Source organism: Methylobacterium sp. Leaf91 (genome assembly GCF_001422815.1).
GTDB lineage: Bacteria > Pseudomonadota > Alphaproteobacteria > Rhizobiales > Beijerinckiaceae > Methylobacterium.
This window is the reverse complement of the sequence record NZ_LMMP01000002.1, coordinates 52302-79280: the sequence shown is the minus strand read 5'-3', so window position 1 is coordinate 79280 and position 26979 is coordinate 52302. Positions and strand designations below refer to the sequence as shown.

The 26979-nt window shown below is 66.4% G+C and carries 24 protein-coding genes; 17 read left to right on the top strand and 7 right to left on the bottom strand.

Annotated elements, in window-relative coordinates:
* Window positions 1-4 precede the first annotated feature (4 nt).
* From ASF32_RS03060 to ASF32_RS03050, 3 genes are all read left to right on the top strand, one after another.
* The gene (locus ASF32_RS03060; protein ID WP_056423557.1) at window positions 5-757 is read left to right on the top strand and encodes a DUF429 domain-containing protein; all 753 of its coding nucleotides are present in this window, start codon (window positions 5-7) and stop codon (window positions 755-757) included.
* A gap of 9 nt (window positions 758-766) precedes the next feature.
* Window positions 767-1357 (top strand): NUDIX domain-containing protein, encoded by a 591-nt coding sequence (locus ASF32_RS03055; protein ID WP_082490354.1) that lies wholly within the window; start codon window positions 767-769, stop codon window positions 1355-1357.
* Between the two features lie 144 nt (window positions 1358-1501).
* Window positions 1502-2173 carry a carbonic anhydrase gene (locus ASF32_RS03050; RefSeq protein WP_056423555.1) on the top strand — a complete coding sequence of 224 codons (672 nt, stop codon included), beginning with the start codon at window positions 1502-1504 and terminating at the stop codon, window positions 2171-2173.
* 162 nt (window positions 2174-2335) lie between these two features.
* Here the strand turns inward: ASF32_RS03050 and ASF32_RS03045 are convergent, their stop codons facing one another.
* Window positions 2336-3037 carry a DUF4142 domain-containing protein gene (locus ASF32_RS03045; RefSeq protein ID WP_056423732.1) on the bottom strand — a complete coding sequence of 234 codons (702 nt, stop codon included), beginning with the start codon at window positions 3035-3037 and terminating at the stop codon, window positions 2336-2338.
* A 364-nt stretch (window positions 3038-3401) separates the two neighbouring features.
* Between ASF32_RS03045 and ASF32_RS03040 the strand changes: the two genes are divergently transcribed.
* From ASF32_RS03040 to ASF32_RS03000, 9 genes are all read left to right on the top strand, one after another.
* Window positions 3402-4262 (top strand): universal stress protein, encoded by an 861-nt coding sequence (locus ASF32_RS03040; protein ID WP_056423553.1) that lies wholly within the window; start codon window positions 3402-3404, stop codon window positions 4260-4262.
* 151 nt (window positions 4263-4413) lie between these two features.
* Entirely contained in the window at window positions 4414-5034 is a 621-nt protein-coding gene (locus tag ASF32_RS03035) for a hypothetical protein (protein ID WP_056423551.1), read from the top strand.
* A gap of 120 nt (window positions 5035-5154) precedes the next feature.
* Window positions 5155-5754 carry a hypothetical protein gene (locus tag ASF32_RS03030; protein ID WP_056423549.1) on the top strand — a complete coding sequence of 200 codons (600 nt, stop codon included), beginning with the start codon at window positions 5155-5157 and terminating at the stop codon, window positions 5752-5754.
* A 110-nt stretch (window positions 5755-5864) separates the two neighbouring features.
* Entirely contained in the window at window positions 5865-6512 is a 648-nt protein-coding gene (locus tag ASF32_RS03025) for a cytochrome b/b6 domain-containing protein (protein ID WP_056423730.1), read from the top strand.
* Complete coding sequence (locus ASF32_RS03020; RefSeq protein WP_056423547.1) at window positions 6509-7288, top strand: molybdopterin-dependent oxidoreductase; 780 nt, start codon at window positions 6509-6511, stop codon at window positions 7286-7288. Before ASF32_RS03025 ends, ASF32_RS03020 begins: the two co-directional genes overlap by 4 nt.
* Before the next feature lie 494 nt (window positions 7289-7782).
* Window positions 7783-7974 (top strand): hypothetical protein, encoded by a 192-nt coding sequence (locus ASF32_RS03015; protein WP_056423545.1) that lies wholly within the window; start codon window positions 7783-7785, stop codon window positions 7972-7974.
* A 57-nt stretch (window positions 7975-8031) separates the two neighbouring features.
* Entirely contained in the window at window positions 8032-8910 is an 879-nt protein-coding gene (gene cysE, locus ASF32_RS03010; RefSeq protein WP_056423543.1) for a serine O-acetyltransferase, read from the top strand.
* Window positions 8911-9260: 350 nt separating this feature from the next.
* Window positions 9261-10652: a family 2B encapsulin nanocompartment shell protein gene (locus tag ASF32_RS03005; protein WP_056423541.1), complete on the top strand. Its 1392-nt coding sequence runs from the start codon at window positions 9261-9263 to the stop codon at window positions 10650-10652.
* Entirely contained in the window at window positions 10639-12678 is a 2040-nt protein-coding gene (locus ASF32_RS03000; protein WP_056423538.1) for a family 2A encapsulin nanocompartment cargo protein cysteine desulfurase, read from the top strand. The genes ASF32_RS03005 and ASF32_RS03000 overlap by 14 nt, the downstream gene beginning before the upstream one ends.
* Window positions 12679-12834: 156 nt before the next feature.
* Here the strand turns inward: ASF32_RS03000 and ASF32_RS02995 are convergent, their stop codons facing one another.
* From ASF32_RS02995 to ASF32_RS02975, 5 genes are all read right to left on the bottom strand, one after another.
* Window positions 12835-13263, bottom strand: coding sequence for a DUF6691 family protein (locus ASF32_RS02995; protein ID WP_200919031.1), 429 nt, complete (start codon window positions 13261-13263; stop codon window positions 12835-12837).
* Window positions 13263-13679, bottom strand: a complete 417-nt coding sequence (locus ASF32_RS02990) for a YeeE/YedE thiosulfate transporter family protein (RefSeq protein ID WP_056423536.1) — start codon at window positions 13677-13679, stop codon at window positions 13263-13265. The genes ASF32_RS02995 and ASF32_RS02990 overlap by 1 nt, the downstream gene beginning before the upstream one ends.
* Before the next feature lie 297 nt (window positions 13680-13976).
* Window positions 13977-15662: a HAMP domain-containing methyl-accepting chemotaxis protein gene (locus ASF32_RS02985; RefSeq protein ID WP_056423534.1), complete on the bottom strand. Its 1686-nt coding sequence runs from the start codon at window positions 15660-15662 to the stop codon at window positions 13977-13979.
* Window positions 15663-16134: 472 nt separating this feature from the next.
* Entirely contained in the window at window positions 16135-16518 is a 384-nt protein-coding gene (locus tag ASF32_RS02980; RefSeq protein ID WP_056423532.1) for a nuclear transport factor 2 family protein, read from the bottom strand.
* Window positions 16519-16622: 104 nt separating this feature from the next.
* Window positions 16623-19625, bottom strand: a complete 3003-nt coding sequence (locus ASF32_RS02975) for an FAD-binding and (Fe-S)-binding domain-containing protein (protein ID WP_056423530.1) — start codon at window positions 19623-19625, stop codon at window positions 16623-16625.
* A 126-nt stretch (window positions 19626-19751) separates the two neighbouring features.
* Between ASF32_RS02975 and ASF32_RS02970 the strand changes: the two genes are divergently transcribed.
* Window positions 19752-20798 (top strand): threonine aldolase family protein, encoded by a 1047-nt coding sequence (locus tag ASF32_RS02970; RefSeq protein WP_056423528.1) that lies wholly within the window; start codon window positions 19752-19754, stop codon window positions 20796-20798.
* Window positions 20799-20805: 7 nt separating this feature from the next.
* Here the strand turns inward: ASF32_RS02970 and ASF32_RS02965 are convergent, their stop codons facing one another.
* On the bottom strand, window positions 20806-21564 hold the full coding sequence (locus ASF32_RS02965) for a GntR family transcriptional regulator (RefSeq protein ID WP_156467659.1): 759 nt from the start codon (window positions 21562-21564) through the stop codon (window positions 20806-20808).
* Between the two features lie 159 nt (window positions 21565-21723).
* Here ASF32_RS02965 and ASF32_RS02960 point away from each other — a divergent pair, with 159 nt between their 5' ends.
* The 4 genes from ASF32_RS02960 (at window position 21724) to map (ending at window position 26752) form a co-directional block, all read left to right on the top strand.
* Entirely contained in the window at window positions 21724-22899 is a 1176-nt protein-coding gene (locus ASF32_RS02960) for an aminotransferase class V-fold PLP-dependent enzyme (RefSeq protein WP_056423523.1), read from the top strand.
* Window positions 22900-23022: 123 nt separating this feature from the next.
* Window positions 23023-24315 (top strand): MFS transporter, encoded by a 1293-nt coding sequence (locus tag ASF32_RS02955; protein ID WP_056423520.1) that lies wholly within the window; start codon window positions 23023-23025, stop codon window positions 24313-24315.
* Window positions 24316-24635: 320 nt separating this feature from the next.
* A complete protein-coding gene (locus ASF32_RS02950; protein WP_056423517.1) occupies window positions 24636-25859 on the top strand; it encodes a CoA transferase in 1224 nt (407 codons plus the stop codon).
* A 140-nt stretch (window positions 25860-25999) separates the two neighbouring features.
* Window positions 26000-26752 carry a type I methionyl aminopeptidase gene (gene map, locus ASF32_RS02945; RefSeq protein ID WP_056423514.1) on the top strand — a complete coding sequence of 251 codons (753 nt, stop codon included), beginning with the start codon at window positions 26000-26002 and terminating at the stop codon, window positions 26750-26752.
* The last annotated feature ends 227 nt before the right edge of the window (window positions 26753-26979 follow it).

Below are 26979 nucleotides of genomic sequence, written 5' to 3'. Positions count from 1 at the left end.
TCGCGTGACGCGCTGGATCGCCGGGCTCGATGGCTGCCGAGGCGCCTGGGCGGGCGTCCTCCTCGATCTGGATGATCCCGGCCGCTACCGCGCGATGCGGTTCACCCGCGTCGCCGATCTCCTCGACGGTCCGGAGGCGCCGGTCTGCATCGGGATCGACGTCCCGATCGGCTTGCCGGACCATATTGAAGGTAGGGGTCGCGTGGCCGACAGCGCGGCCAGGGCCTATCTCGCGGGCGGGAGATCTAGCGTCTTCCCGGTGCCGCCGCGTGCGGCGGTTCATGCCGGCAGCTACGAGGAGGCCAAGGCCCTGTCCCGCGCCGCCAGTACACCGCCCTTCGCGCCCTCCATCCAATGCTGGAACATCACCCGCTACATCCGCGAGGTCGATGACCTCCTTCTCTCTCGACCTGAAGCCCGCCACGTGATCCACGAGGTTCACCCGGAGGTGGCGTTTCGCCGCCTCAACGGTGACCGGCCCCTCACATCCGCCAAGAAGGGACCCGAGCGGCAGGTGGGGCTGGCGGAACGCCGCGCGCTTCTGCGAAACGCCGGCCTTCCCGCCCCGCTGGTGGATGTGGCGCGACCACGGGGTGTAGGGGCCGACGACCACCTCGACTCCCTCGCCGCTTTGGTGGTGGCCCGCGACATCTTTCTCGGACGCGCCATCCCCCTGCCCGATCCGCCGGGACGCGACCGGCACGGTCTGCCCGTGGTGATCTGGGCTCCCGCTGGTCATGGTCCGATTCCCTGTTAAACCTTGACCATGATTCACCTTCCGACGACCGAAGTACCCGGACGCTCTTCAAACGAAGAGACTCTCATTCATGGGTTTCGCAGGGAAGAGATTCTCGCCGCTCCCCTTCGCGACGCAGCACGTGCCCTGGTCTTCGACCCGCAGGACCGGCTGCTCCTGATCGCGTACGAGGCGCAACGGCCGATCGATCCCTCGAAGCCGGAGGATAGAACCTTCTGGTTCATGCCGGGTGGGGGTTTGGAACCCGGCGAAAGCCACGCGGAAGCCTGCCTCCGGGAACTGGGCGAGGAAATCGGGGTTTTCGATGCCGAGATCGGCCCACAGGTTGCCGCCTGCAATGGGCCGTTCTTGCTGTTCCCGCTGCTGCGCGATGCCCGCGAACGCTATTTCGTGGTGCGTTTGCCGAATGACGAAGTGGATACCACACGCCTCGCCGAAACCGAGGACAGCACGGTCCTCGGTACGCGCTGGTGGACGCTCGACGAGTTGGACGCCACCGGCGAACGGATCGAGCCGGCGGACCTCGCTCGCATCGCCAGACGCATCGCGAACGGTGAGCGGCCCGATCCACCTGTCATGCTGGCTTGGCATAAGGTGTGAACCCGCACCGGGCCATCCACCGGAAGCTGGGCTAGGCCAGGCGTCGGAACCAAGTATGGCACGGGCCGTGGCTGCCAAAGCTACGTGTCGATAACCGGGCCGCTACGGCTGCCCTCAACAACAACGCTCAAGGAAGGCAAACGCATGTTTCCAGAAAAGCTGACCACAGGATACCGGTCGTTCCTCGATGGACGCTTGTCGGACGAGGCCAAACGCTACGCCGCACTGGCCAAAGGCCAGAATCCGGAAGTCCTGTTGATCGGCTGCTGTGACAGCCGCGTTTCGCCGGAAGTCATCTTCGATACCGGACCGGGCGAACTCTTCATCATCCGCAACGTGGCGAACCTCGTTCCCCCCTTCGAGGAGGGCGGCGAGTATCATGGCACATCGGCGGCCATCGAATTCGCCGTACAGGCTCTGGAAGTGAAGCACATCGTCGTGCTGGGCCACGCCACCTGCGGCGGCATCAAGGCCTATGCCAACCCGCCGGGCCCGCTATCCACGAGCGACTTCATCGGCAAATGGGTATCCCTGGTGAAGGGAGCCGAGGAGAAGCTCAAGGTTCAGAAGGGGCCGGATCACCTAACCCGCCTCGAATACGCGACCGTGGCTCAGAGCCTCGAGAATCTGCTGACGTTCCCCTTCGTCCGCGAGCGCGTCGCCGACGGCCGCCTGGCGCTCCATGGCGCGCATTTCGGCATCGCTCATGGCGAGCTTCGCCTGCGCAATCCCGAGACGGGGGATTTCGAGCCCGCCGTCGATGGTGGGGGGAAGCCGATGACGCCCGCCTCCCTGATGCATAGCAGCGAAGTCTGAGCAGATTCGCCCCCGTATCTGAATGGATACGGGGGCGGTCGTTTCAGCCAAGTCGATCAGCCAAGTCGATTCACGAAGAAACGCCGGGCCTCGCCAGCCCGGCGTTTCTCGTTGCAAAGGATAGCGCCGCCGCCCCGAAGAACGGCGATGGGTCCCGAGACTTCAGCGAGCGCCGGGAAGACGCTGCGCCATCTGGTAATGCTGCTGCAGCACCGGAAGCGCCTGCTCGGCATGGGCGCGAAGCGCAGGGTTCGTGCCAGTCTGGGCATAGGACTGGTACATGCCGATCGACATCTCGTGCGACTTTACTTGGACCTGGCCGTAGAGGCGGTCGAAGCGCGGGCCGGCCGGGGCAGCGGCGAGTTCCGCGAGCATCGCCTGCTGCTCTGGGTTGACCGGGACCATGGTGGTGCCGGCGGTGGTATCGACGTCGCCGTTGAAAGCCTGGCTACCAGCGGCGGCGCCACGGCTCGCGCCGCTACCGATTCCCTCGACGGCACCGACCGGGCCACCGCTCAGCGTACCGGCGACGACGCCGGTGGCAGCGCCCGTGGCCGCGCCGACTGCACCGCCGGCAATCGCCAGCGGGGCGCCGATCAGACCACCGGGGCCGCCGTTACCGGCAAAGGTGCGTTCGCCGCCGGCCAGGGCCACGTTGGCGGCGCGGTGGTCGCGCACGGCGTCACGGGCGAAACGGATCACCTGAGGGTTGCGGCTCTTCGACAGCGCGAGCTGGCTGGACTGAACCTCGAACGCATTGGCCTGCATCGCCTGCAGGCGGAAATCACCGGACATGGTCTGTGCGGCGGCGGGGGTCGCCATGGCGACGGCAATAGCGGAGAACGCAACGTACTTGTTCATGATGAGAACCTCTGGATAGGATCTGAAAACGTCTGGGCGGCGGTCAGGATCGCAGTTATGCAGATCGGCATGACCAACAACGCCACGTTTGGCGGACAACGATACGTCAACCGTTGGGTTCCAAACAAATGTCGTTCCGCATGCGGGCATTCTACTGACGTTCATCATCATAGAACCAGGATGCACACCGTCTTATAGCCAAGCTTTATCGATACACCCGGCACCTACGATGAGCCCCCCACGGCGCGCCATCTTCCCCTACGCCGCAGAAAAAGCGTGGGTTCACGGGGAGGCGGAGTTTTCCCGAACGCGAAACCGCTCTAGCCTGCCGCCCCGATGACGTTGATGTGGATGGAGGCTCCCGGCGATGAAGACCCTGCTCGTTCCGGTGGCGCTCCATGACGCCCTGCCCTCGGTATTCACCACGACGCTTCTGGTCGGACGTCGATTCGGCAGCTTGATCGAGGGAATTTCCCTGCGGCCGGCGCTCGCCGAATACGTGCCGGTGGACATGGTCGGCGGCATGACATGGCTCCGCGACGAAGAAGCCGACAAGGCCGAGGCCGAGGCCGCCGGGAAGCGCTTCGTCGATTTCCTCGTCGACGCCGGTATTCCCGTGGCGACCGAGGGTCCGTGCACCCCGGAATTCGTGGCCAGCGCCGGAACACGCTACCGCTGGCGGCCGGACGTACCGGCGGGCGATGCATTCCTCGGCCATCACGCCCGTCTGTTCACCGCCACCGTGGTCGGGCGCCCGGGCACGGGCGACGGCGCGCCGCGCATGACGACGTTCGAAACGGCGTTGTTCGAGAGCGGCCGGCCGATCCTGCTGGCGCCGCCCACTCCTCCAACGAGTGTCGGCGACGCGATCCTCATCGCCTGGAACGGGTCGAGCGAGACCGCCCGGGCGGTGGCCTTCGCCATGCCATTCCTGCGGAAGGCGTCCCGCATCCGCATCATCAGCGCGGAGGGCGGCATGGTACCGGGTCCGAGCGCGGAGGATCTGGCCAAGGCGCTCGCCTGCGAGGGAATCTTCGCAGACCACAAGGCCTTCTCCGAGGGTCGGCGTACACCCGGAGAGATCTTCCTCAATGAGGCTCGGGATTTCGGCTGCGATCTTCTGATCAAGGGCGCCTACACGCAGAGCCGCCTGCGCCAGATGATCTTCGGGGGGGCAACCAGCCATGTCCTCGCCCATGCCACCATGCCGATGCTGATGGCGCACTGACAGCATCGGTCGCTCCCTGATAGCGCGCAATTGATTTGTGCGCATACGAACCTGATGCCACCCTGCGCGTTGTCGAAGCGCTTTCCGCCGCAATGGGGGAAGCGTTCGGCCCGGTTCAGAGAACCGGGACGGCTCCACCGCGAGGCATTTCATGACACGACGGATCATCACGGTCGGCACGCTGTGCCTCGGCCTCCTCTCGGGCCTGCCGGCAACGACTTACTCCGTCCTCGCCGATCCCGCGGTGGTTCGCGTACGGGGCACGATCGAGGCCGTCGAGGGCGGCCACGTGACGATCAAGCCCCGGATCGGACAATCCGTATCGGTCAAGTTCGCCGACGCGATGAAGGTAGCGGCTGCCAGCAAGGCCGAGATCGGCGACATCAAGCCCGACAGCTATGTCGGCACCGCCGCGACGCCTCAGGCCGACGGGACCCTCAAGGCCCTCGAAGTCGCCGTCTTCGCTCCGAGCATGCGCGGGACCGGCGACGGTCATTATCCGTGGGATCTCGAGAAGGAAAACACGATGACGAACGGCGCAGTGGGCGCGCTCACGGGCACTGCCGGCCGCACGATCACCGTGACCTATAAGGGCGGCGAGAAGACCATCACTGTCCCCGAGGACGTACCGATCGTCGCCCTGAACCCGTCGGACAAGTCCGTCATCAAGGTCGGCGCCCGCGTGGTGGCGATCACCAAGGCGGATGCAACCGGCGCGGTCGTGGCCGACCGGTTGATCGTCGGCGAGAACGGTACCGTCCCGCCGATGTGACCCGCGCCTCAGCGCGACTTTGATCGTCCGGGGCATCGGCGCAGCCCCGGCACCGAGGTGTGATCCCTGCCGCCTGCCTCGGTTACAACGGCGCCGAACTCCCACGCCTGAGGGTACGCCATGCTCAAGTCCTTTCTGACGACGCTCACCTTGACGCTCGCCATGACGGCCACCGCCGCGCGGGCCGATGACATCACGCGCTATCGCGGGACCATCGAGAAGGTCGACGGGGCGGTCGTCACCATCAAGCCGCGCGTCGGGGAGTCGCTGACGGTGAGCATGGCGCCGGATGTGAAGGTGCTGGCGGCTTCCACCGGCAGGCTCTCCGACATCAAGCCCGACAGTTACATCGGCACGGCGGCGATCCCGCAGCCGGATGGAACGCAGAAGGCACTGCAGGTCACCGTCTTCGCCTCGTCCCTGCGCGGCACGGCCGACGGCCATTATCCGTGGGATCTCGGCTCCAACTCCACCATGACCAACGGCGCCATCGGAACGATCTCCGGCACCGAGGGTCGTAGCCTGCTGGTCAAGTATCAGGGCGGAGAGAAGAAGGTGACCGTACCGGAAGACGTGCCGGTGACCCAGGTCGATCCGGGCGACAAATCCATCGTTGTCGACGGCGCGAAGGTCGTCGCCTTCACCAAGAAGGGCGCCGATGGAAAGCCTTCCGCCGTGATCCTGATCGTCGGCCGCAACGGGACCGTTCCATCGATGTGACGGCGTTGTGCCCTCCCCTCTCTTTGGGGGGAGGGTACCGGCGGAGCAAATGGGAGTGGGCGGGGTACGTGAAACGCCGTTCGAAATGCATGTCAAAGGTCGAACACGCGATGTCACCGTCTGCCGCCGGCCAATCGCGCGTTGTGGTGATCCACCCCCTCCTTGTGCGCGTGACACATTGGATCAACGCGATCGCGGTGTTCTGTATGCTGTTCAGCGGGTGGGCGATCTATAATGCCTCTCCGCTCTTCCCCTTCGTGTTCCCGAAATGGGCGACTCTCGGCGGATGGCTCGGCGGGGCGCTCGCCTGGCACTTCGCCGCCATGTGGCTGTTCGCCCTGAACGGCCTCGTTTACGCGCTCTACGGCCTGCTCTCCCGTCACTTCGTGCGTTCGTTCCTGCCGGTGAGCCCGGCGGCGTTCTGGCGCGACGCCACGGCTGCCCTGAAGCTGCGCCTGACCCACCGGATCGGCCAGTACAACGCAGTGCAAAGGCTCGCCTATCTGGTGGCGTTCCTCCTCGGCATCCTGCTCCTCGCCTCGGGGCTCGCGCTGTGGAAGCCGGTTCAACTGCAGGGGCTGGCCAATCTCTTCGGCGGCTATGAAGCGGCACGGCGCGTCCATTTCCTCGCCATGTCCGGCCTCGTCGGCTTCATCCTGCTCCATCTCACACTGGTGATCCTGGTGCCGCGGACCCTCGTGGCAATGATCACCGGCCGCGCCCGTATCCCCGTCGATCCGGTGGAGGTACGCTCATGAGCCGTGATGAGAACGAGGCGAAACGCCTGAGCGGGCTCCGCCGCGAGATCCAGCCGGAACTGGTGAAGCTGGAGCGCCGCCTGTTCCTACGCTCCGGCCTGTCGCTCGGTGCCCTGTCGCTGCTCTCGGGCTGCGACCTCTCCACCGGCGCCAACGGCACGGTGATCGATCGGGCGCTCTGGGCGATGTCGCGGGCCAACGACCGAGTCCAGGCCTGGCTGTTCGATCCGAACACCCTCGCACCGACCTATCCGGCGAGCATGATCGACACGCCGTTCCGCTTCAACGCCTACTACCCACCCGACAATATACCCGAGATCGACGAGGCGACGTGGAAGCTCGATGTCGGCGGCCTCGTGGCCGACAAGACACCCTGGACTCTACAAAGGCTGCGCGCCCTGCCGCAGGAGAGCCAGATCACCCGGCATATCTGCATCGAGGGCTGGAGCCAGATCGGCCAGTGGAGCGGCGTACCGTTGAGGTCTTTTCTCGAACGGGTCGGTGCCGACCTCACCGCGAAGTATGTCGGCTTCAAATGTGCCGACCGCTATTACGGCAGCCTCGACATGCCGAGCGCCCTCCACCCGCAGACCGTCCTGGCACTGGATTTCGGCGGTGTGCCGCTGCCCCTCGAATATGGCTATCCCCTCCGCGTGCGCGTGCCGACGAAGCTCGGCTTCAAGAGCCCCAAACACATCGTATCGGTCTTCGCGACCAATGATGATCCCGGCGGCTATTGGGAGGATCAGGGCTACAATTGGTTCAGCGGCATCTGACCCCGGGGCCCGGCGCACTGGGGCCGACGGTTGGTCCAGACATCGTCTCGGGCTCTAAAAGCACAAGCCTGCTCCAGCTTGATGAAGATGGGGGAGGATCTTTCCAGAAGCACCTGGACTTTGAAAATCCCTCTCGTTGACCCGGGAGGGTGAGAATAGGCACACTACATCCCAGCCGTAGAGAACGTCGTTTCTCCGCGAAATGCTTGCCAGGACTATCCTGTCCGGGCGCTGAGCTTCGATGGGATATCCGTGCCGAGCCACTTCGAGTCGCCCCCCGCCGATATCAACGCCTGTCCGGCAGCGATGAACGTCGCCGCCGCTGCAGAGCGGTCTGCAAGGCGGGCGCCGAGCGGAGCGAAACTACGGCAGCGTCGCGGGCGCTGCTAGCGGTCCATAAATCCAGATCCCGTCCCTGCCGCCGCCCCCTCGAGGCCGAGGCCGGCCGGATGACGGTCCTCCCACATAGAAGACGACGCCCGTAGGAGCGAGTGATGGTTCTCGGAGATCAGGTCGTGTTTGCGAGGCTCGATGTCGCCGAAGCACTCGGAATCTGGCGCCATGCCACCGGACGCATCGTCGATGTCTTTCCCGCCGCCGGTGGCGCCCAGGCCGTGGACGTCCACTTCGAAGGCCACGGCCTGCTCGTGGGCTACATCGCGACGCTGTTCCAGCGCGTCGGCTGATCCCAGACTCTTCGATCACGACAGGGCTCGTCCGAGCCCGCCCAGGACGCGAGACATATGACTGCCGGTGCCCAAGCCTCGCGCCGTTCCGGCGATCATCCGAATAGCAACATCCTGCGCCCGCCTCTGCGCAACGTGAGCCGGACCACGGCCGAATCCGACGTCTGGAACGCCATGCGCGCCGAGGCCGAGGCCGCGCTGATCGAGGAGCCGCTCTATGCCGGGATCATCCAGGCCACGGTCCTCGACCAGCCGAGCCTGATCCACGCCTTCGCCTACAGGCTCGCCCACCGCCTCGGCGACGGTGATCTCGCCCGCCTTTCCACCCGCGACCTCTGCCTCTCGGCTTTCCAGGCCGATCCTTACGCGGGCGACCATGCGGTGCGCGACCTCGTCGCCATCCGCGAGCGCGACCCCACCTGCCGGCGCTACCTCGACCCCTTTCTGTTCTACAAGGGCCTTGCCGCCCTGGAGGGCTACCGCGTCGCCCATTGGCTCTGGCACCAGGGCCGCGTCACCCTCGCGCTGCATATCCAGAGCCGAATCTCCGAGGTGTTCGGGGCCGATATCCACCCGGCCGCGCGAATCGGCTCGGGGGTGTTCATCGACCACGCCACCGGGGTCGTCATCGGCGAGACCACGGTGATCGCCGATGACGTCTCGATCCTGCAATCGGTCACCCTCGGGGGCAACGGCAAGGAGAGCGGCGACCGGCACCCCAAGATCGAACGCGGGGTTCTGCTCAGCGTCGGAGCCAAGGTGCTGGGCAACATCCGCGTCGGCGAAGGCGCGAAGGTCGCCGCCGCCGCTGTGGTGCTGCACGACGTTCCCGCCCACACCACTGTGGCGGGCGTGCCGGCCCGCGTCGTCTCACGGATCGTCACGGCCGAAGATCCCGCACAAAGCATGGATCAGTTCTTCGGCGACGGGATCTAGCGAAACGATTTTTCAGCTCTTGGTTTTCGTTGAACCCCCTCGGGGTGGATTAAAAATCTCTCGATTTGGCGAATGAGAGATCAGCATTGTCATATAAGTCAGCGAATAGAATATCTGATCTAAGATACCCAAAAAATATAGAAATTAATTCCGTTGACCCGTTTCTGTAACAAGAGTTAGACACAGCCCATCCCTGCAGCGACGCTTTGTCTGATGCAGCGGATTATGGGCAAGATCAGCCCAAGATCATTCAATGGCGAAAGCGGACGCGCGACTGGTGCGGTTCCGATGCGGTCTTGCCGCGTCGCGGCTGATCGCTGCCTCCTGCCGGAATACGGAGATAAACCCCGATGAGTGGACCCGGTCTGAGCGTGAGCGCCTCGGCGGCACGCAATCTCGCGACGGCAACCGTCACTTCGGTCCAGAACGCGGCCAATACCCCACGCTGGTTCCATCGCCTGCTGCCCTTCGTCGACGTCGCCGGCGGCGTCTACCGGGTCAACCGCCGCGCCGTGGTGCTGGCCAAGCCCGGCCGCATCGAGCTCGCCAATGACGGCGGCACCCGCACCGTGCGCCCGGCCTCTCTGCGCAGTGTCCCGCTGTTCAGCCGTCTCGGCGACAACGAGCTGTCGGCGTTGGCCTCCAAGTTCACCGTCTCCCAGCACAAGGCGGGCGAGATCATCGCCGAGGAGGGCTCCACCGGCCGCAGCCTCACCGTCGTGGCCGAGGGTACGGTCGAGCTGACCCTGTCGGGCCCGTTCAAGAACCGCCTGCGCCAGGGCCTCGCCACCGGTGGCGACTATTTCGGCGACAGCGACCTTGTGAGCGAGAACGCCCCCGCCCCCGCCGTGAAGGCGCTCTCGGCGGTGACGCTCCTCACCCTCGACCGCTCCGCCATCGAGGACGAGGGCATCCGCTCGCGCATCTCTCAGTTCGTGGAAGAGCGTGACCGCCTCAAGGGTCACACCAACAGCGAGGGCGAGCAGGGAATCGAGCTTCTGGCGGTCCATACCGGCGAGCCGCGCCTGCCCACGACCTTCGTCGATTACGAAGTGAACCCGCGCGAGTACCACCTCTCCACGATCCAGACGATCCTCCACACCCATACCCGCGTCACCGATCTCTATTCCAACGAGATCGACCAGCTGCGCGAGCAGATCCGCCTCACGGTCGATGCCGTGAAGGAGCGGGAAGAGTGGGAGCTCTTCAACAATTCCGAGTTCGGCCTGCTCCACGAAGTCAGCCAGCGCCAGCGCATCCCCACCCGTGGCGGCCCGCCCACCCCGGACGATCTCGACGAGTTGCTGACCCTGGTCTGGAAGAAGCCCGCCTTCTTCGTGGCCCATCCCCGCGCCATCGCGGCCTTCGGTCGTGAAGCCACCCGCCGCGGCGTGCCCCCGGTGGTGATCCACCTGTTCGGCTCGCCCTTCCTCACCTGGCGCGGCGTTCCGATCGTGCCGAGCGACAAGCTCCCCATCGACATCGACCCGGTGTCCGGCGCCCAGACCACCTCGATCCTGCTGCTCCGCGTCGGCGAAGGCGAACAGGGCGTGGTCGGCCTGCAGAAATCCGGCGTCACCGGCGAGATCGAGACCGGCCTGTCGGTGCGCTACATGGGCACCAACGACCATTCCATCGCCTCGCACCTCGTGACCCGCTACTTCTCGGCTGCGGTGCTGGTGGAAGACGCCATCGCACGCCTCGATAACGTGCTGCTGGGCAACTACCATGACTACGCCTAACGCGCCGGGCCTCCCCACGGGGTTGTTCGGTGACACGGCGCATGCGGATCTCGTCGGGCGCCTCGCCCGCGAGATCTACGGTCAGGGTCAGGCGGCGTCCGCGCCCCTGACTCCCACCCTGCCGCAGACGCCGCAAGCGCCGCAGGCCACCCCACAGCTGCCGCAAGCCCTGGAGAATGCGCCCCAGGGTTTCGGCCACCCGATCGCCCCCCAGGCCTTCGCCCCCAAAGCGGATCTCGGCACGCCGTCGATCCCCTCGGGCTCCGCGCCGTCGGGCCTCCAGCCCGACGCCTCGGCGCTGGCCGCCCGCTCGTTCGGAGCCCCTCCGGTCGGCCTTCCCGGCCTCACCGGTCCGGGCTTCGCGCAGCCCTCGGCGTTTCCCTCGGTCCATCCCGAGGCGCAGGCTCCCCGTGGGGGCCTGCCCGAGTTCTTCGTGCCGAGCGTCGCCGATGTCGCCGCCTTCCTCCCAGGCGGCCACGATCTCCACGCCACGATCGCCAAGGACCACCCGCGCGCCAATGCCTTCGCGCATGGGTTCGCGCCGTCCCTGGTGCCGGAAGCGCCCGGTCATCGGGGCCAGAACGCCTCGCGTCCGGACGCCTCGCAGGAGACAGTCTCCCGCGCCGGCCGGACTTCTCCGAATGCAGGCCGAAAGGTGGAGATCGCCGACGAGCCGTTCTCGCCGGGCGAGTACTACTTCCTGACCGACCGCAGCCGGACGGGCAACGCCGCGCCCGCCCCGTCGACTCGCCACGAGCCTCGCCCCGGCCATGCGCCCCATGTCTCGTCGCAGGGCTCCAGCCCGGTGGCGGCCCCCTTCGACGTGGAGCGGGTGCGCAAGGACTTCCCGGCCCTGCACCAGAGCATCAACGGGCATCCGCTGGTCTGGCTCGACAATGCAGCCACCACCCACAAGCCGCAGAGCGTCATCGACGCGACGTCCGAGTTCTACGCCCGCCACAACTCGAACATTCACCGGGCCGCTCACACCCTTGCGGCGCGCTCCACGGACTTGTTCGAGGGCGGGCGCGAGAAGGTGCGTCGCTTCATCAACGCCGCCTCGACGGACGAGATCATCTTCCTCCGGGGCACCACCGAAGCGATCAACCTCGTCGCCAACTCCTACGGTCGCGCCAATATCGGCCCGGGCGACGAGATCATCATCTCGACCATCGAGCATCACGCCAACATCGTCCCCTGGCAGCTCCTCACCCAGGCGACCGGGGCGACCCTGCGCGTGATTCCCGTGGACGATCGCGGCGAGATCATCTTCGAGCAGTTCGCGACCCTCCTGTCGGGCCGCACCAAGATCGTCTCGGTCACCCATGTGGCCAACGCTATGGGCACCATCAACCCGGTCCGTGAGATCATCGCCCTGTCGCATGCCTACGGGGTGCCTGTGCTGGTGGATGCGGCGCAATCATCGCCGCACATCCCCCTGGACGTGCAGGCGCTGGACGCCGACTTCCTCGTCTTCTCCGGGCATAAGGTGTTCGGGCCGACGGGCATCGGCGCCCTCTACGGCAAGCGCGCGCTGCTGGAGGCGATGCCCCCGTGGCAGGGCGGCGGCCACATGATCGAGGACGTCACCTTCTCGAAGACGGTCTACAAGGGCGTTCCCGAGAAGTTCGAGGCGGGCACGCCGGACATCGCGGGAGCGGTCGGGCTCGGCGCGGCTCTGGACTACCTCGAGAGCGTCGGACTTCCCGGCATCGCGGCCTACGAGCACGACCTGCTCGAATACGCGCAAGCCGGGCTCGCCGAGGTGAAGGGCCTGCGCCTGATCGGGACCGCGCGACAGAAAGCCAGCGTCATGTCCTTCGTCGTCGACGGGCATGACAACGAAGCGGTGGCCAAGCACCTCGACGCCCGCGGCATCGCCGTGCGCTCGGGCCACCATTGCGCCCTGCCGGCCCTGCGCCGCTTCGGCGTCGACCAGTCGGTGCGCGCCTCGCTGGCCTTCTACAACACCCGCGCGGACGTAGACGCCTTCCTGAAGGGGCTCCACAGCCTGCCGCGCCGATAGCGTCGGGATCCGAGAACGCGATGCGACATCATTCGGCCCGGTCGGTTCTCCGACCGGGCCGAATGATGTGCGTTTCATAACAAGCGGCGCTGATCCCGACCAATGGTCGTCCTCGGCGCATTCGGCGGACGCCCGCCGCCGCGCAGTCGGCCGGTGTCACCTGCCGGATGCCGCAGCGGTGAAGCGGTGGAGCAGCATCCCCACAACCATCGCGGCAACGAACCCAATGACCTGAGGCAGGCCCAGGGTCAGGCCGACGAGGGCAGGGCCGGGGCAGAGGCCGACGAGGCCCCAGCCGATGCCGAACAGAACGGCGCCCGCGATGAGGCTCGCCGTGATCGGGCGGTTGCGGGGAATCTCGAAACGCTGCGCGAGAACGGGTTTGCGCATCCGCGACACGAGCAGGTAGCCGAGCGCCGAGACGGCGACCGCGCCGGCTAGCACGAAGGCGAGGCTCGGATCCCAGGCGCCGGCCACGTCGAGGAAGCCCAGGACGCGTGCCGGGTCCATCATGCCCGACAGAGCGAGGCCGAAACCGAACAGCAGGCCGGCGAGCAGCCCCACCGAGGCGCGCAGGATTTCCATCACCATCCTCCATGTCGGACGAGGAACACCGTCCCGGCGGCGGCGGCCATGAAGGTCGCCACCGCCGCGATGGAGCGGGGCGACAGCCGGGCGAGGCCGCAGACGCCGTGGCCGCTGGTACAGCCCCCGCCCAGCCGCGTCCCGTAGCCGACGAGGAGGCCGCCGAGGACGACCAGGCTCCACGGCGCGTCGAGCTGCACGACGGGCCATGCACCGAAGGCGAGGCGATACAGGACCGGGCCGAGGAGCAGGCCGGCGAGAAAGGCCCAACGCCACGGCGTGTCCCGGCTCAACGGCATCACTGCCCCGGCGGTAATGCCGCTGATTCCGGCGATGCGACCGTTGAGGATGAGGAGCAGGGCGGCGGAAGTCCCGATCAGGGCACCACCGGCTAAGGCAGACAGGAAGGTACTCATGCCCGGCCACCGGCCCACCCGGAGGCGATTTGGCGGGAACCTCGCAATCCCGGCCTGGAACGACCGGCGCCGGCCGGTGACGGATCTGTTGCCATGGGTTTGAAAACTCGATGAGAGGCGGCTCGCCGTCTCAAGGAGAGGTCGAGCCGGCGAGCGCCGCTGTCAAGACAGTATTCCCGGGCTCGCTTGCCGATCGCCCCCAGGCCTGGAGATACAGGAGCCTCATCTCCGGAATCCCCGTTTCATGGTCCGCCGAGCCCCGCACCCGCCGGACCGTCCCTGCTCGTCGTGCCGGCCTCAGGCGGCCCGGACGGTCGCGAGGAACCGCTTGACCTCGGCGGTGAGGTGCTCGAATTGATGCGAGAGTTCCGATGCGGAGGTCAGAACCTGGTTGGCCGCGGCTCCGGTCTCCTCGGCGGCGCTGGCCACGCCCGAGATGTTGCTCGTCACTTCGCTGGTGCCCGTCGCGGCCTGGGACACGTTGCGGACGATCTCCTGGGTCGCGGCTCCCTGCTCCTCCACCGCCGCGGCGATCGTCGTGGCCACGGCGTCGATGTCGCGAATGCGCGTGGTGATGGTGGCGATCGCCGAAACCGCCTGCCCGGTCGCCCCTTGCATCTGGGTGATCTGCTCCGAGATCTCCTGCGTCGCCCGCGCGGTCTGGCCCGCCAGCTCCTTCACCTCCGTGGCCACCACCGCGAAGCCGCGTCCGGCCTCTCCGGCGCGGGCCGCCTCGATCGTAGCGTTGAGCGCCAGCAGGTTCGTCTGGCTCGCGATGTTCGAGATCAGGACGACGACGTCGCCGATGCGGGCAGCGGCCTGGCTCAGGGTCTGGACGAGGACCCCGCTCTGATCGGCCTCAACGACGGCACGCTGGGCGAGATCGGCCGACCCGCTCACCTGGCGGGCGATCTCCTGGACCGAGACGCCGAGTTCTTCGGCGGCGGCGGCGACCGTGTTGACGTTGGTGGCGGCTTCCTCGGCGGCGGCCGCCACGGTGGTGGATTGGCTCGCGGTCTCGGTGGCGGTGGAGGTCATGGTCTGCGCCGTCGCCTGCAATTCCGTGGCCGAGGACGAGACCATCCCGACGATCCCACCGATCGCCGCCTCGAAGGAATCCGCCATCTGGAGCATCCCGAGCTTGCGCTGCTCTTCGGCCGCCAGACGGGCCTGGACGGTCTCGGCTTCCAGGACGCGCGCCTGGATCATGCCGTCCTTGAACACCTGCACCGCACCGGCCATCGTTCCCACCTCGTCTCGGCGGTCCTGGAGGGTGACCTCCGTGGTGACATCGCCCAAGGCCAGCCGGCCCATGATGTCGGTGAGGCGTCCGATCGGCCGGGTGACGCCGACGATGACGACGAGGATCGCGACGATCATTCCCAGGCCGAGGCCGAGGCCGTTGATGAGGACCAGAGCGTGACGTGTCGCATTGGTCTGCGCGGTCAGGTCGTCGGCGGCATGGGCCACGAACTGCTGGAGATCGTCGGAGAGCTTGGCAATGGAACCGGTGATTTGCGAGTAGATGGGATCGATCTTGTCATGGGCGACTGCCAAGGCCCTGGCGCGATCGTTCTTACGCGCTAGATCACGCACGTCTGTGGTCTGTCGGATATAGTTTTCGATCATGGTCGATTGCTCGGCCAGCCGCGCGGTGAATGTGGGAGCCTGCTCGTGAAGGAGCTTGAAAATGGCTCTGAGCCTTTCCGCAGCAACGTCGAAATTCGCGGAGGCCTCGTCCATCTGCTTCGGGTCCGTCTCGGCGATCAGCCGATAGACGTTGTAGTTGAGTTCGACGACGTGTCGGTTGGCTCGCCGCAAACTGGCAACCGCACGAGTCTCCCGCACGATGAACGAAGTGTAAGCATCATCGATTGCTGTCATGCGCGCTTCCGCATACCAGACGCAGCCGCCGACGATCATACCAATGAGCGCGATGACTGCACAAATCTTGTGAAGTATTTTGAAGCTTCCGAGATTCATATCAGTACCTACAATTGATATTGATATGAGATATCCCAAAAGAATGTATCTTTTATTACTATAGGCCCTGACGCTAACAATATGACTGGATGTTAAGCGATCCTTCACCTTGCCCGGCGGTCTGTCGGCATCCTTTGCGAAGTGGCGGATGGCAAGGAGGCGGCCCTTGGATCTCCCAGTACCTCGCCTTCTGGGGCCGTTCCCGGCGAGGAGGCCGTTCACCGCGAAGCGCCGGTTGCTTCGGCAAGAGCGGACAGGACAGCATTCATCGGGTGAATCCGGCCCCTCCCAATAGGCACATCCGAAACGCCCAGCACCGAGGATGCCGCACTTGACTGCTCGTGACGAACTCGTTGCCATGACCCGGAGGATGCGACGCAGTTCGCGGTGAGCTCGGTCGGCGGTCCCAACACGTCGGCGGCCGATTGGGGCCGGACGGGGACATAGCCGAGGAGGTGAGCGATCCGACCGCTCAGAACATTCCGTTCGGATTGGCGGAAGAATCCGGCAGGATCTGCAGCACGTCCCAGTGCTCGACGATCCTGCCGCCTTCATCGAGCCGGAAGATATCGATGGCCGCATAATCGTGGTCGCCCGGCCAGTGCTGCAGGCAATGCAGCACGACCAGATCGCCCTCGGCGACCGCCCGCTTCACCTCCACGCGCTTGCCCGGGCATTCGCGCGCCATGCGCTCGAAATAGGCGATGAAGCCGTCCTTGCCATTCGCCACATGCGGGTTGTGCTGGATGTAGTCGTCGCCCGCATAACGCTCGATGGCTTCTCGCGGCCGACACTCGTCGAACATCAACCGATAGAAGGCGATCACATTCGCTTTGTTCTGCTTCAGGTCGGTCATGTTGTCCCCTGAGCGAGGCGGATTCCAATCGAGAAAGGAGGCCCGCCTTTCTCGATACCATCCATCATGCCCTCGCGACCATGACCAGCCACCCGGCACGGCCGTCAGTGACGTTCGGCCGACGCCGCCATCGCCCGGTCGAGGACCCGCGCGACATGGAGCGCTTCGAGCCCGAGACCGTCATGGATCTGGTGGCGGCAGCTGGTGCCGTCGGCCACGACGAGATCGTCCGGGCCGGCCTCGCGCAGGGCCGGGAACAGCGAGAGCTCGGCCATGGCGAGCGACACGTCGATGGTCTCCGCGCCGTATCCGAAAACGCCCGCCATGCCGCAGCAGCTCGACTCGATGACCCGCACGTCGAGCCCCGGCACCGCGCGCAGCACCGTCTCCACCGCGCCCATGGCGGCGAAGGCCTTCTGGTGGCAATGGCCGTGCAGGTGGGCGACCCGGCCGCCCTGGTCCGCCAGAGGCAGGGCGATCCGCCCGGCATCGAGATCGACGGCGAGCAGCTCCTCGAATAGCAGGCTCGCCTTGCTCAGCTCCCCAGCCTCCGGGCCGGGAAGCAGGGAAGCGAACTCGTCGCGGAAGGTCAGCAGGCAGGAAGGTTCGAGCCCGACGATCCGGGCGCCCGCTCGGATGAACGGCAGTAGGGTGGTGAGCGTGCGGCGGGCCTCCTCGCGGGCCCGGTCGGTCTGGCCGGAGGCGAGGTAGGTGCGGCCGCAGCAGAGGGGGCGGCGTCCACGGTTGGGGAAGACCCGATGCAGACGGTAACCGGCGGCGATCAGCACACGCTCGGCCGCCTCCAGGTTCTCCCGCTCGAAGGCGCGGTTGAACGTGTCGCCGAACAGGACGATGTCGCGGAAGTCCCCGGTCACGTCGCCGGGATGCGCCGGCTCGCCCTGCTCGACCCAGGGCCTGCGCCAGCGCGGCAGGGTGCGGCGCGCCGAGAGCCCTGCCACCCGCTCCGACAGTTTAGCCAATGCGGGAAGGCGATCGCGCAGGTTGAGGAGCGGCGCCAGCCAGGCGGCGGTGCCGGCATAGAGCGGCAGGGCCGCCACCAGCCGTTCCTTCAGGGGTAGGCCGTGGCGGGCATGGTAATGGTGCAGGAACTCGACCTTCATCTTCGCCATGTCGATGCCGGTGGGGCATTCGCGGCGGCAGGCCTTGCACGAGACGCAGAGATCCAGGGTCCGCTTCATCTCGGGGCTGGTAAAGGCGTCCTTACCGAGTTGGCCCGAAATCGCCAGCCGCAGGGAGTTCGCCCGGCCACGGGTGAGGTGCTGCTCGTCTTTCGTGGCCCGGTAGGACGGGCACATCGCCCCGCCCGCGAGCTTCCGGCAGGTACCGTTGTTGTTGCACATCTCGACTGCGCCGCCGAAGCCGCCCCATTCGGACCAGTCGAGGGCGGTCTTCGCCGGCTGGCTCACGGAATAGCCCGGCTGGAACCGCATCAGCGAGCGGTCGTCCATCTTGAGCGGCCGGACGATCTTGCCGGGGTTGAGCCGGTTCTCCGGGTCGAACGTGTCCTTCACCTGTTCGAAGGCGCGGGTCAGGCGTTCGCCGAACATCGGCGCGATGTATTCGGAGCGCGAGATGCCGTCGCCATGCTCGCCCGAATAGGAGCCCTTGAAGCGGCGGACCTGTTCGCTCGCGGCCTCCGCGATGGCGCGCATCTTGGCGACATCCCCGCCCTGCTTCATGTCGAGGATCGGGCGCACGTGCAGACAGCCGACGGAGGCATGGGCGTACCAGGTGCCGCGCGTGCCGTGGCGGGTGAACACCTCCGTCACCGCGTCGGTGTAATCCGCGAGATGCTCCAGCGGCACCGCGCAATCCTCGATGAAGGAGACGGGCTTCGCATCCCCCTTCATCGACATCATGATGTTGAGGCAGGCCTCGCGTACCTCCCAGACCGATTTCTGGCGCACCGGTTCGGGAACCTCCACGACGGCGTCCACATGGCCGTTATCGGCCATGCACGCGTCGAGACGCCGAAGATCGGCCAGGAGCGCGTCCCGGTCGTCGCCGGCGAATTCCACCAGGAGCAGACTATTCGGCGTGCCACGGGTGATGTCGGCCAGCGTCGCCCGGAACAGCGGGATGTCGGCGCCGAGCACCAGCACGTTGTTGTCGACGAGCTCCACCGCCACGGGATCGAGATCGACGATCGCCTTCGTCGTCTCCATGGCGGAGCGGAACGAGGGAAAGTGGCAGACGCCCATGACCCGGTGCGTCGGCAGGCGCGACAGCTTCAACGTCACGCTGGTGGTGGCCGCCAGCGTGCCCTCCGAGCCGACGAGGAGATGGGCGAGGTTCGGCCTCGCCTCGATCAGCGCATCGAGATTGTAGCCGCCGACCCGGCGCTGCACGCGCGGGTACATGCGCAGGATCTCGTCGCGCTCGGATTCGGCCAGGGCCCGCATGGCGGCGGCGAGCTCGCCGGCCCGCCGCGAGCCGGTGACGCCCGTCGCCTCGTTGCCGGTGAGACCGAAGCCGAAGGGCTCGCCGTCATGGAACAGAGCTTCAAGCCTGAGCACGTTGTCGCTCATCTTGCCGAAGCGCAGGGAGCGGGCGCCGCAGGAATTGTTGCCGGCCATGCCGCCGATGGTGCAGCGGGTGGCGGTGGAGGGTTCCACGGGAAAGAACCAGCCATCGGCCTTCACCCGCGTGTTCAACCGTTCCAGCACCATGCCGGGCTCGACGGTGATCGTTCCGGCTTGCGCGTCGTAGGCGATGATTCCATTGAAATGGCGCGAGCAATCGACCACGAGGCCGCGCCCGATGGGCTGGCCGTTCTGGGACGTGCCGCCGCCCCGCATGATCACCGGCACATCGTGCTCGGCCGCGATCTTCAGGGTGGCGGCGATATCGGCGGCGCTGCGGGGCAGGACCACCCCCGCCGGCATGATCTGGTAGATCGAAGCGTCGTTGGAATAGCGACCCCGGGTGAAGGCATCGAACTTCGCCTCACCGGCGAGGGCCTCTGCGAGACGGCGCGGCAGGCCGGCGCCCTGGCGGTTGGCGGCGCGCGGACTGACCGGCCCCGGCCCGGCGACGGGCGAAGGGGCGCGGTTCGGGCCGGTGGCGGGCTCAGCCGTTGCGGTCATGATCCATCGTCCTCGTGGGAGTGCCGTCGGCCGGCTTCAAAGCGATGCAGATTCCGATAGGGTGGCGGGATCGTCCCGACCGGCTAGAATGGCCCGCACGGATTGCATGCAAAACAGGGCCGGCAGATGATCGATTTGTATAGCGATACACAGACGCGGCCAACGCCCGGCATGCGCGACGCCATGGCACGCGCGGAGGTCGGCGACGAGCAATCCGATTCCGATCCGACGACCCTGGCCTTGTGCGAGCGCGTCGCTGACCTGCTCGGCATGGAAGCGGGGGTGTTCATGCCCTCGGGCACGATGTGCAACCTCGTCTCGATCCTGGTCCAGACCCGCCCCGGCGACGAGATCGTGGTCGACGATCAGTCCCATATCTACAACACCGAGGCCGCCGGCTCGGCGGCCATCGGCGGCGTCTCGGTGAAGGCCTTGGCGACCCCGGCCGGCATCTACACGCCCGAGGCGTTCGAAGCGGCGATCCGCCCGCCCGCCCGCACGGCGCCGCGCTCGGCCCTGGTCTCGGTGGAGCAGACCACGAGCTTTTCGGGCGGCTCGGTCTGGCCGCTCACCGACATGCGCCGCATCCGCGACCTCGCCGATCGCAAGGGCATGAAGGCGCATATCGACGGGGCGCGCCTCCTCAACGCCGTGGCCGCCACCGACATCTCCGCCAGGGATTATGCCAAAGGCTTCGACAGCGCCTGGATCGACCTGAGCAAGGGCCTCGGCTGCCCGGTCGGCGCCGTTCTGTGCGGCTCGTCGCACTTTATCGTCGAGGCGTGGCGGTGGAAGTACCGGCTCGGCGGCGCCATGCGTCAGTCGGGCATCCTCGCTGCGGCCGGCCTCTACGCTCTCGATCACCATGTGGACCAGCTGGAACTCGACAATGCCAATGCCGGCGAGTTGAAGGCCCGCATCGCTGGCGCGCCCGGCCTCGCCATCCCGCCCGATGCGGCCCAGTCCAACATCCTGTGCTTCTCGGTGGAGCCGCTGGGCATCACCGCAACGGCCTTTGCCGAAGCCTGCCTCGCCGAGGGCATCCGCATCCGCGCCATCGGGCAGCACCAGATCCGCGCGACCACCCATCTCGACGTCGATCGGGCCGGAATCCTGGAAGCGGCGGAAGTGATCCAGGCCCAAGCCGAGCGATTTCACGGCGAGCGCCGCTGAACCGCCATCACGACGCGGCAGAGGCATCGTCCGGCGGAGGTGCAGTCTCCCGCCCTTCCGCCGCGCGGCGCTTGTTTCGCAGGTGCCTGAACAAAATATCGCTGAGCTCGCTGCCGGCGCGCCGGCGCAACGCATCGAGAATTTCCTCGTGCTCGCGCATCGCCTCGCCCCAACGGTCGCGGTTCTCGTCCAGATTGGCGGAGTAACGCACACGGCGCAGGCGCCCCGCAAAGTTGGCGTAGCTCGTCCGCAACGGCTCGTTATCGGCCGCCTGAACGATCCGGTCGTGGATCGCCTGATTGCAGGCAAAATAGCCATGCAGATCGCGCCGCATGTAGCTGCTGTACATCTCGTGATGGAGACGCTCGATCTCCGCATAGGCTTCCGGCGTGATCTTTTCGCAGGCTAGGCGCCCGGCCAAGGCCTCGAGACCACCCATCACGTCGAACAGGTCCACCAGTTCCTCGGCGCCGAGCTGGCGCACCCGCGCGCCCCGGTTCGGCAGAAGCTCGATCAACCCTTCGGAGGCCAGCACCTTCAGCGCCTCTCGCAAGGGCGTGCGCGAGATGCCGAAATGCTCGCAGAGCATGCGCTCCGGCACCCGTGCGCCAGCAGCGAGATTGCCCTCGACGATGTAGTCCCGCAGGCGGGCCAGAAGCTCGCCGTGGAGGGATTTCACGAGTGATGGGAACGCGGGGAAACGCGCTCCGTCGATCGCGGCGAGGCCGGCATCGGCCTCCGGCTCTGTGACAGGGTCAAGCACCATAATGCGAACTTAGCAGCCGAAAGCGCGGAGGTCGAGGATGGATGTCCGCATAATAGTTCTTGCCCTCTCAAAAAATGAATGCAATTTTCCGCCCCGTTACCTCTTGAAGCATCGATCCGGGGTACAGCTTTCCCTCGACGGACCATCGCGGAGATCTCGATGACGACACGGACCGGACGCCATTTCCTGCATATTCCGGGCCCCAGTCCGGTACCCGAGCGCGTCCTGCAGGCCATGGACATGCCCGTGATCGACCATCGCGGTCCCGATTTCGCCGGGCTTGGCAAGGCGGTGCTAGAAGGCGCCCAGGCCGTCTTCCAGACGCGCTCGCCGGTGATCATCTATCCGGGTTCCGGCACGGGTGCTTGGGAATCCGCCATCGTCAACACGCTCTCCGCGGGCGACCGGGTATTGATGTTCGAGACGGGCCATTTCGCCACCCTGTGGCGACAGATGGCGGCGCGCTGGGGCATCGAAGTGGAGTTCGTCCCCGGCGACTGGCGCCGCGGGGTCGATCCGGCGCAGGTCGAGGCGATCCTGGCCGAGGACCGCGCTAAGTCGATCAAGGCCGTGATGGTGGTCCACAACGAGACCTCCACCGGGGCCACGAGCCGGATCGCGGACATCCGCAAGGCCATCGACCGGGCGAACCACCCTGCTCTCTTCCTCGTCGACACGATCTCGGGTCTCGGCTCGGCCGAATACGCCCATGACGAATGGGGCGTCGACGTCGCGGTGAGCTGCTCGCAGAAGGGCCTGATGCTGCCGCCGGGCCTCGGTCTCGTCGCCCTGTCCGACAAGGCCCTGGCCGCCGCGAAGACGGCGACGCTGCCCCGTTCCTATTGGGATTGGGAGGACATGCTGAAGCCGAATGCCGGCGGTTACTTCCCTTATACGCCCGCCACGAACCTGCTCTACGGCCTGCGCGAAGCCATCGCCATGTTGATGGAGGAAGGCTTGGCCCAGGTTTTCGCCCGCCATCAGCGTCTCGCCGCCGCCACGCGCGCCGCCGTGGAGGGGTGGGGCCTGGAGGTTCTGTGCCGGGAGCCGTCCGAATACTCGCCCGTGCTCACCGCCGTGGTGATGCCGGAGGGCCATGACGCGGATGCCCTGCGCAATCTGATCCTCGAGAAGTACGACCTCTCGCTCGGCACCGGCCTCGCCAAGGTGGCGGGCAAGGTCTTCCGCATCGGCCATCTCGGCGAATGCAACGACCTGATGCTGATGGCGGCGCTGTCGGGCGTCGAAATGGGCCTCAAGGCCGGCGGCGTCCCGCACACGCGCGGCGGCGTGCTGGCGGCCATGGACGCCCTGCGCTCCGGTATCGACGATTGAGTAGCAGGTCCCCTCCCCCTTGTAGGGAGGAGAGCCGCGCCGATCATACCAACCACGCGTGATCCCACAAACAACCGGTGATCAAACCGGGGCGGGTGGCGCGCTCAACCCGAGGAAACCCCGATGACGCCAGCCAAAAGACGCGTCTCAGCGTCGAACATGGTGCTGTTCCTGCTCTGCCTGATGTATTTCGTCACCTATCTCGACCGGGTGAACATCGCCACGGCGGGCGGCGAGATCATGAAAGATCTCGGGATGTCGAACACTCAGTTCGGCCTGATCCTGTCCGCCTTCGCCTATCCCTATGCCATCTTCCAAGTCATCGGCGGATCGGTGGGTGACAAGTTCGGCGCGAGGCGCACGCTCCTCGTCTGCGGCCTGATCTGGGCCTCGGCGACGATCCTGACTGGAATGGTGGGCGGCCTCATCAGCCTGTTCCTCGCCCGGGTGCTCCTCGGCTTCGGTGAGGGAGCCACCTTCCCCACCGCCACCCGCGCCATGCAGAACTGGACCGCGCCGGGCAAGCGTGGCTTCGCGCAGGGCATCACGCATGCCTTCGCGCGACTGGGCAACGCGGTGGCGCCGCCCATCGTGGCCTTCCTGATCTACCAGTTCGGCTGGCGCCTCGGCTTCGTCATCTTAGGCGTGGCGAGCTTCGCCTGGGTCGTCGTCTGGTTCTGGTACTTTCGCGACGATCCGAAAGAACACCCGGCGATCACCCCGGAGGAACTCGCGGTCCTGCCACCTCCGAGCAAGGTCGGCGCCAAGCAGAACGTGCCTTGGGGCCGCCTCACCCGGCGCATGCTGCCGGTGACGCTGACCTATTTCTGCTACGGCTGGACCCTGTGGCTGTTCCTCGGCTGGCTCCCGAGCTTCTTCAAGCTCAATTATGGGCTCGATCTGAAGAACTCGGCCCTGTTCGCGTCGGGCGTGTTCTTCGCCGGTGTCGTCGGCGACACCCTGGGCGGCGTGTTCAGCGACCGCATCCTGAAGCGCACCGGCGATCTCAAGCTCGCCCGGCTCAGCGTCATCGTGGTCGGCTTCCTCGGCGCGGCGGCGAGCCTCACCGGCGTGTTCTTCACCCGCGACCTGACCTTGGTGGCGTTGCTGCTCAGCTCCGGCTTCTTCTTCGCCGAACTGGTGATCGGCCCGATCTGGTCGGTGCCGATGGACATCGCACCGAAATATTCGGGTACTGCAGCGGGTCTCATGAACACCGGCTCGGCGGTGGCGGCGATCATCTCGCCGATCGTATTTGGAATGATCGTGGACATGACGGGGAGTTGGACCCTGCCTTTCGTCGGCTCCATCGGCCTCTGCCTCCTGGGCGCGGGCCTCGCCTTCACCATGCACCCGGAACGGCCGTTCGAAGAGGAACCGGTGGTACCGCTCGGGCGGGCCGTGCCGGCGGAGTAGTGGGCATTCTACTTTCCCCTCTGCGGGCGGTGGCCTGCGCAGGGGGGCGATTGCAGATGCCAATCTGTCCGGCGGAAACCCACGCGCAGCACTAGGTCATCCCGGGGCCGCGCAGCGGAGCCCGGGATCCAGAAACATAGGTGGTGCAGGACTTTACAGCGTCGGCGGCTCTGGATTCCGGGCTCGCCTGCGGCGCCCCGGAATGACGGCGTGGTGCTCTGCGAGCGAGGCAAGGAGATGCGGGCAGACTTTGCCCCCGTCAGCGACATTCCAGCCGGCGGGCTACGTCCGCCCCCGGCGCAAAACAGGAAACGAGCACGATGGATCACTCCGTGCACGATGGCCCCCGCCCCCTCCCCCTCGCGGGCATCCGGGTTCTCGACGTGACGCAGGTGATGGCGGGGCCGTTCTGCAGCATGCTGCTCGCCGATCTCGGAGCGGATGTCATCAAGATCGAGCCGCCGGGCACGGGCGACCAGACGCGCGGCGCCATGGGGTTCAAGATGAAGGGGCCCGACAGCATGGGCTTCCTCAACATGAACCGGAACAAGCGCAGCGTTGCCCTGAACCTCAAATCCGATGCGGGGCGCGACCTTCTTCTCGATATGGCCGCCACTGCGGACGTGCTGGTCGAGAATTACCGGCCCGGCGTCATGGCACGCCTCGGCCTCGGATACGAGGCGATGCGCGCCCGCAATCCAGGACTCATCTATGCGAGCATCTCGGGGTTCGGCCAGTCGGGCCCCTGGGCGAAGCGCCCCGGCTACGACCTGATGGCGCAGGCGATGTCGGGGGTGATGAGCGTGACCGGCCATCCGGGCGGTCCGCCGGTCAAGGCCGGCGTGCCCGTCGCCGATATCGGCTGTGCGTTGTTCACCGTCTACGCGATTCTTTCCGCCTATATTGGCCGGCAGACCAGCGGCGAGGGCCAGTATATCGATGCCTCGCTCTTCGACGCGGCCTTGGCCTTCTCGATCTGGGACGTGTCGGAATATTGGGGGACGGGCCGGATCCCGCAGCCGCTCGGCACCTCCAACCGCATGAGCGCCCCCTACCAGGCGGTGCACGCCTCCGATGGCTACTTCGTCATGGGCGCCACGAACCAGAAGCTCTGGCGCCTACTCTGTGATGTACTCGGCCGCGCCGAACTCTTCGAGGATAGCCGCTTCGTCGACATTCCCGCGCGGCTCGCCAACCGCGAGGAACTGATCGAGGAGTTGGAGCGGAGCTTTGCCGCCAGGACTGCCGAGGAATGGGTGTCCCTGCTCCTCGAAGCCGGCATTCCGGCCGGCCGCATGAACACCTATCCGGAAGCGTTCGAGAGCGAGCATGGCCGGCACCGGCAGATGCGCATCGAGGTTCCCCATCCGATCGAGGGCACGGTGCCGAATATCGGTTTCCCCGTGAAGCTCACCGGCACGCCGCAGCGCGCGCGCAGGCACGCGCCGCTTCTCGGCGAGCATACCGAGGACGTGCTGGCGGAGTTCGGCCTTTCGACGGACGAGATCGCGGCCCTGCGCTCGCGTGGCGCCTTCGCGGCCTGAGCGGGGTGCCGGCCCTCATATGCATATCGGACCCGTGTGAGGTGATTTGCGTGTGGGGCAACCCAGGCTTTGCCGGGCTCGCGGAGAATGGCAGAACCGCGCGGGCAAAGCCGCCTCCGGCGCCATGATGGGAAGACGACATGACGGTGTCGAACGACGACGAGCTTGCCGGCCTGAAGCAGATCGGGCGCATCGTCGCCGACACCCTCGAGGCGATGGGTAAGGCCATCGAGCCCGGCATGACCACCCTCGAACTCGACGGGATCGGGCGGCGAATCATGGAGGCGGCCGGAGCTCGCCCGGCACCGGAACTAGTCTACGCCTTTCCCGGAGCCACCTGCATCAGCGTCAACGAGGAGATCGCGCACGGCATTCCGAGCGACCGCAGGATCAATCCGGGCGATCTCGTCAATATCGACGTGTCCGCCGAGAAAGACGGCTACTTCGCCGATACGGGCGCGTCCTTCGCCGTGCCGCCGGTGACGCGGGCGGTGGAGCGACTGTGCAGGGACGGGCGCCGGGCGATGTGGACGGGATTGCGCCAGGTCGGCGCCGGCAAGCCCCTGGCCGATATCGGACGGGCCGTCGGAGCCTTCGCGCGGAAGAACGGCTACACCCTGGTCCGCAACCTCGCCAGCCACGGCGTGGGCCTGTCATTGCACGAGGAGCCGACCGAGATCGCCACCTGGCCCGACGCCTCCGAGCGACGGATCATGCAGGAGGGGCTGGTCTTCACCGTCGAGCCGTTCCTGTCCCTCGGCGCCGAGTTCGCCGAGGATGGCGACGATCCCTGGACCCTTTACAGCCAGCCGAAGGCGCTGACCGTGCAATACGAGCATACGGTCATCGCCTCGCGCAACGGGCCGCTGATCCTCACCATGCCGGGGCAATAGAAGCCAGACACGGAGCAAGAGAAGCGAAGGCCGGCGGCACTGCGTCCAAACGGACCTTGCATGAAGATCGGACACGTCATAATCCCAAAGAAAGGCCAATGTTTACAGTAGATTAGACTGTTTAAAAACTATACTCGCCGCGTGAAACAGGGAGGCTCCGGATGTCCGAAGGGAGGCCCTGTCACGTCGCGCGCCGGATCGCGGATCGATCGCCGCGTCATTCGAGG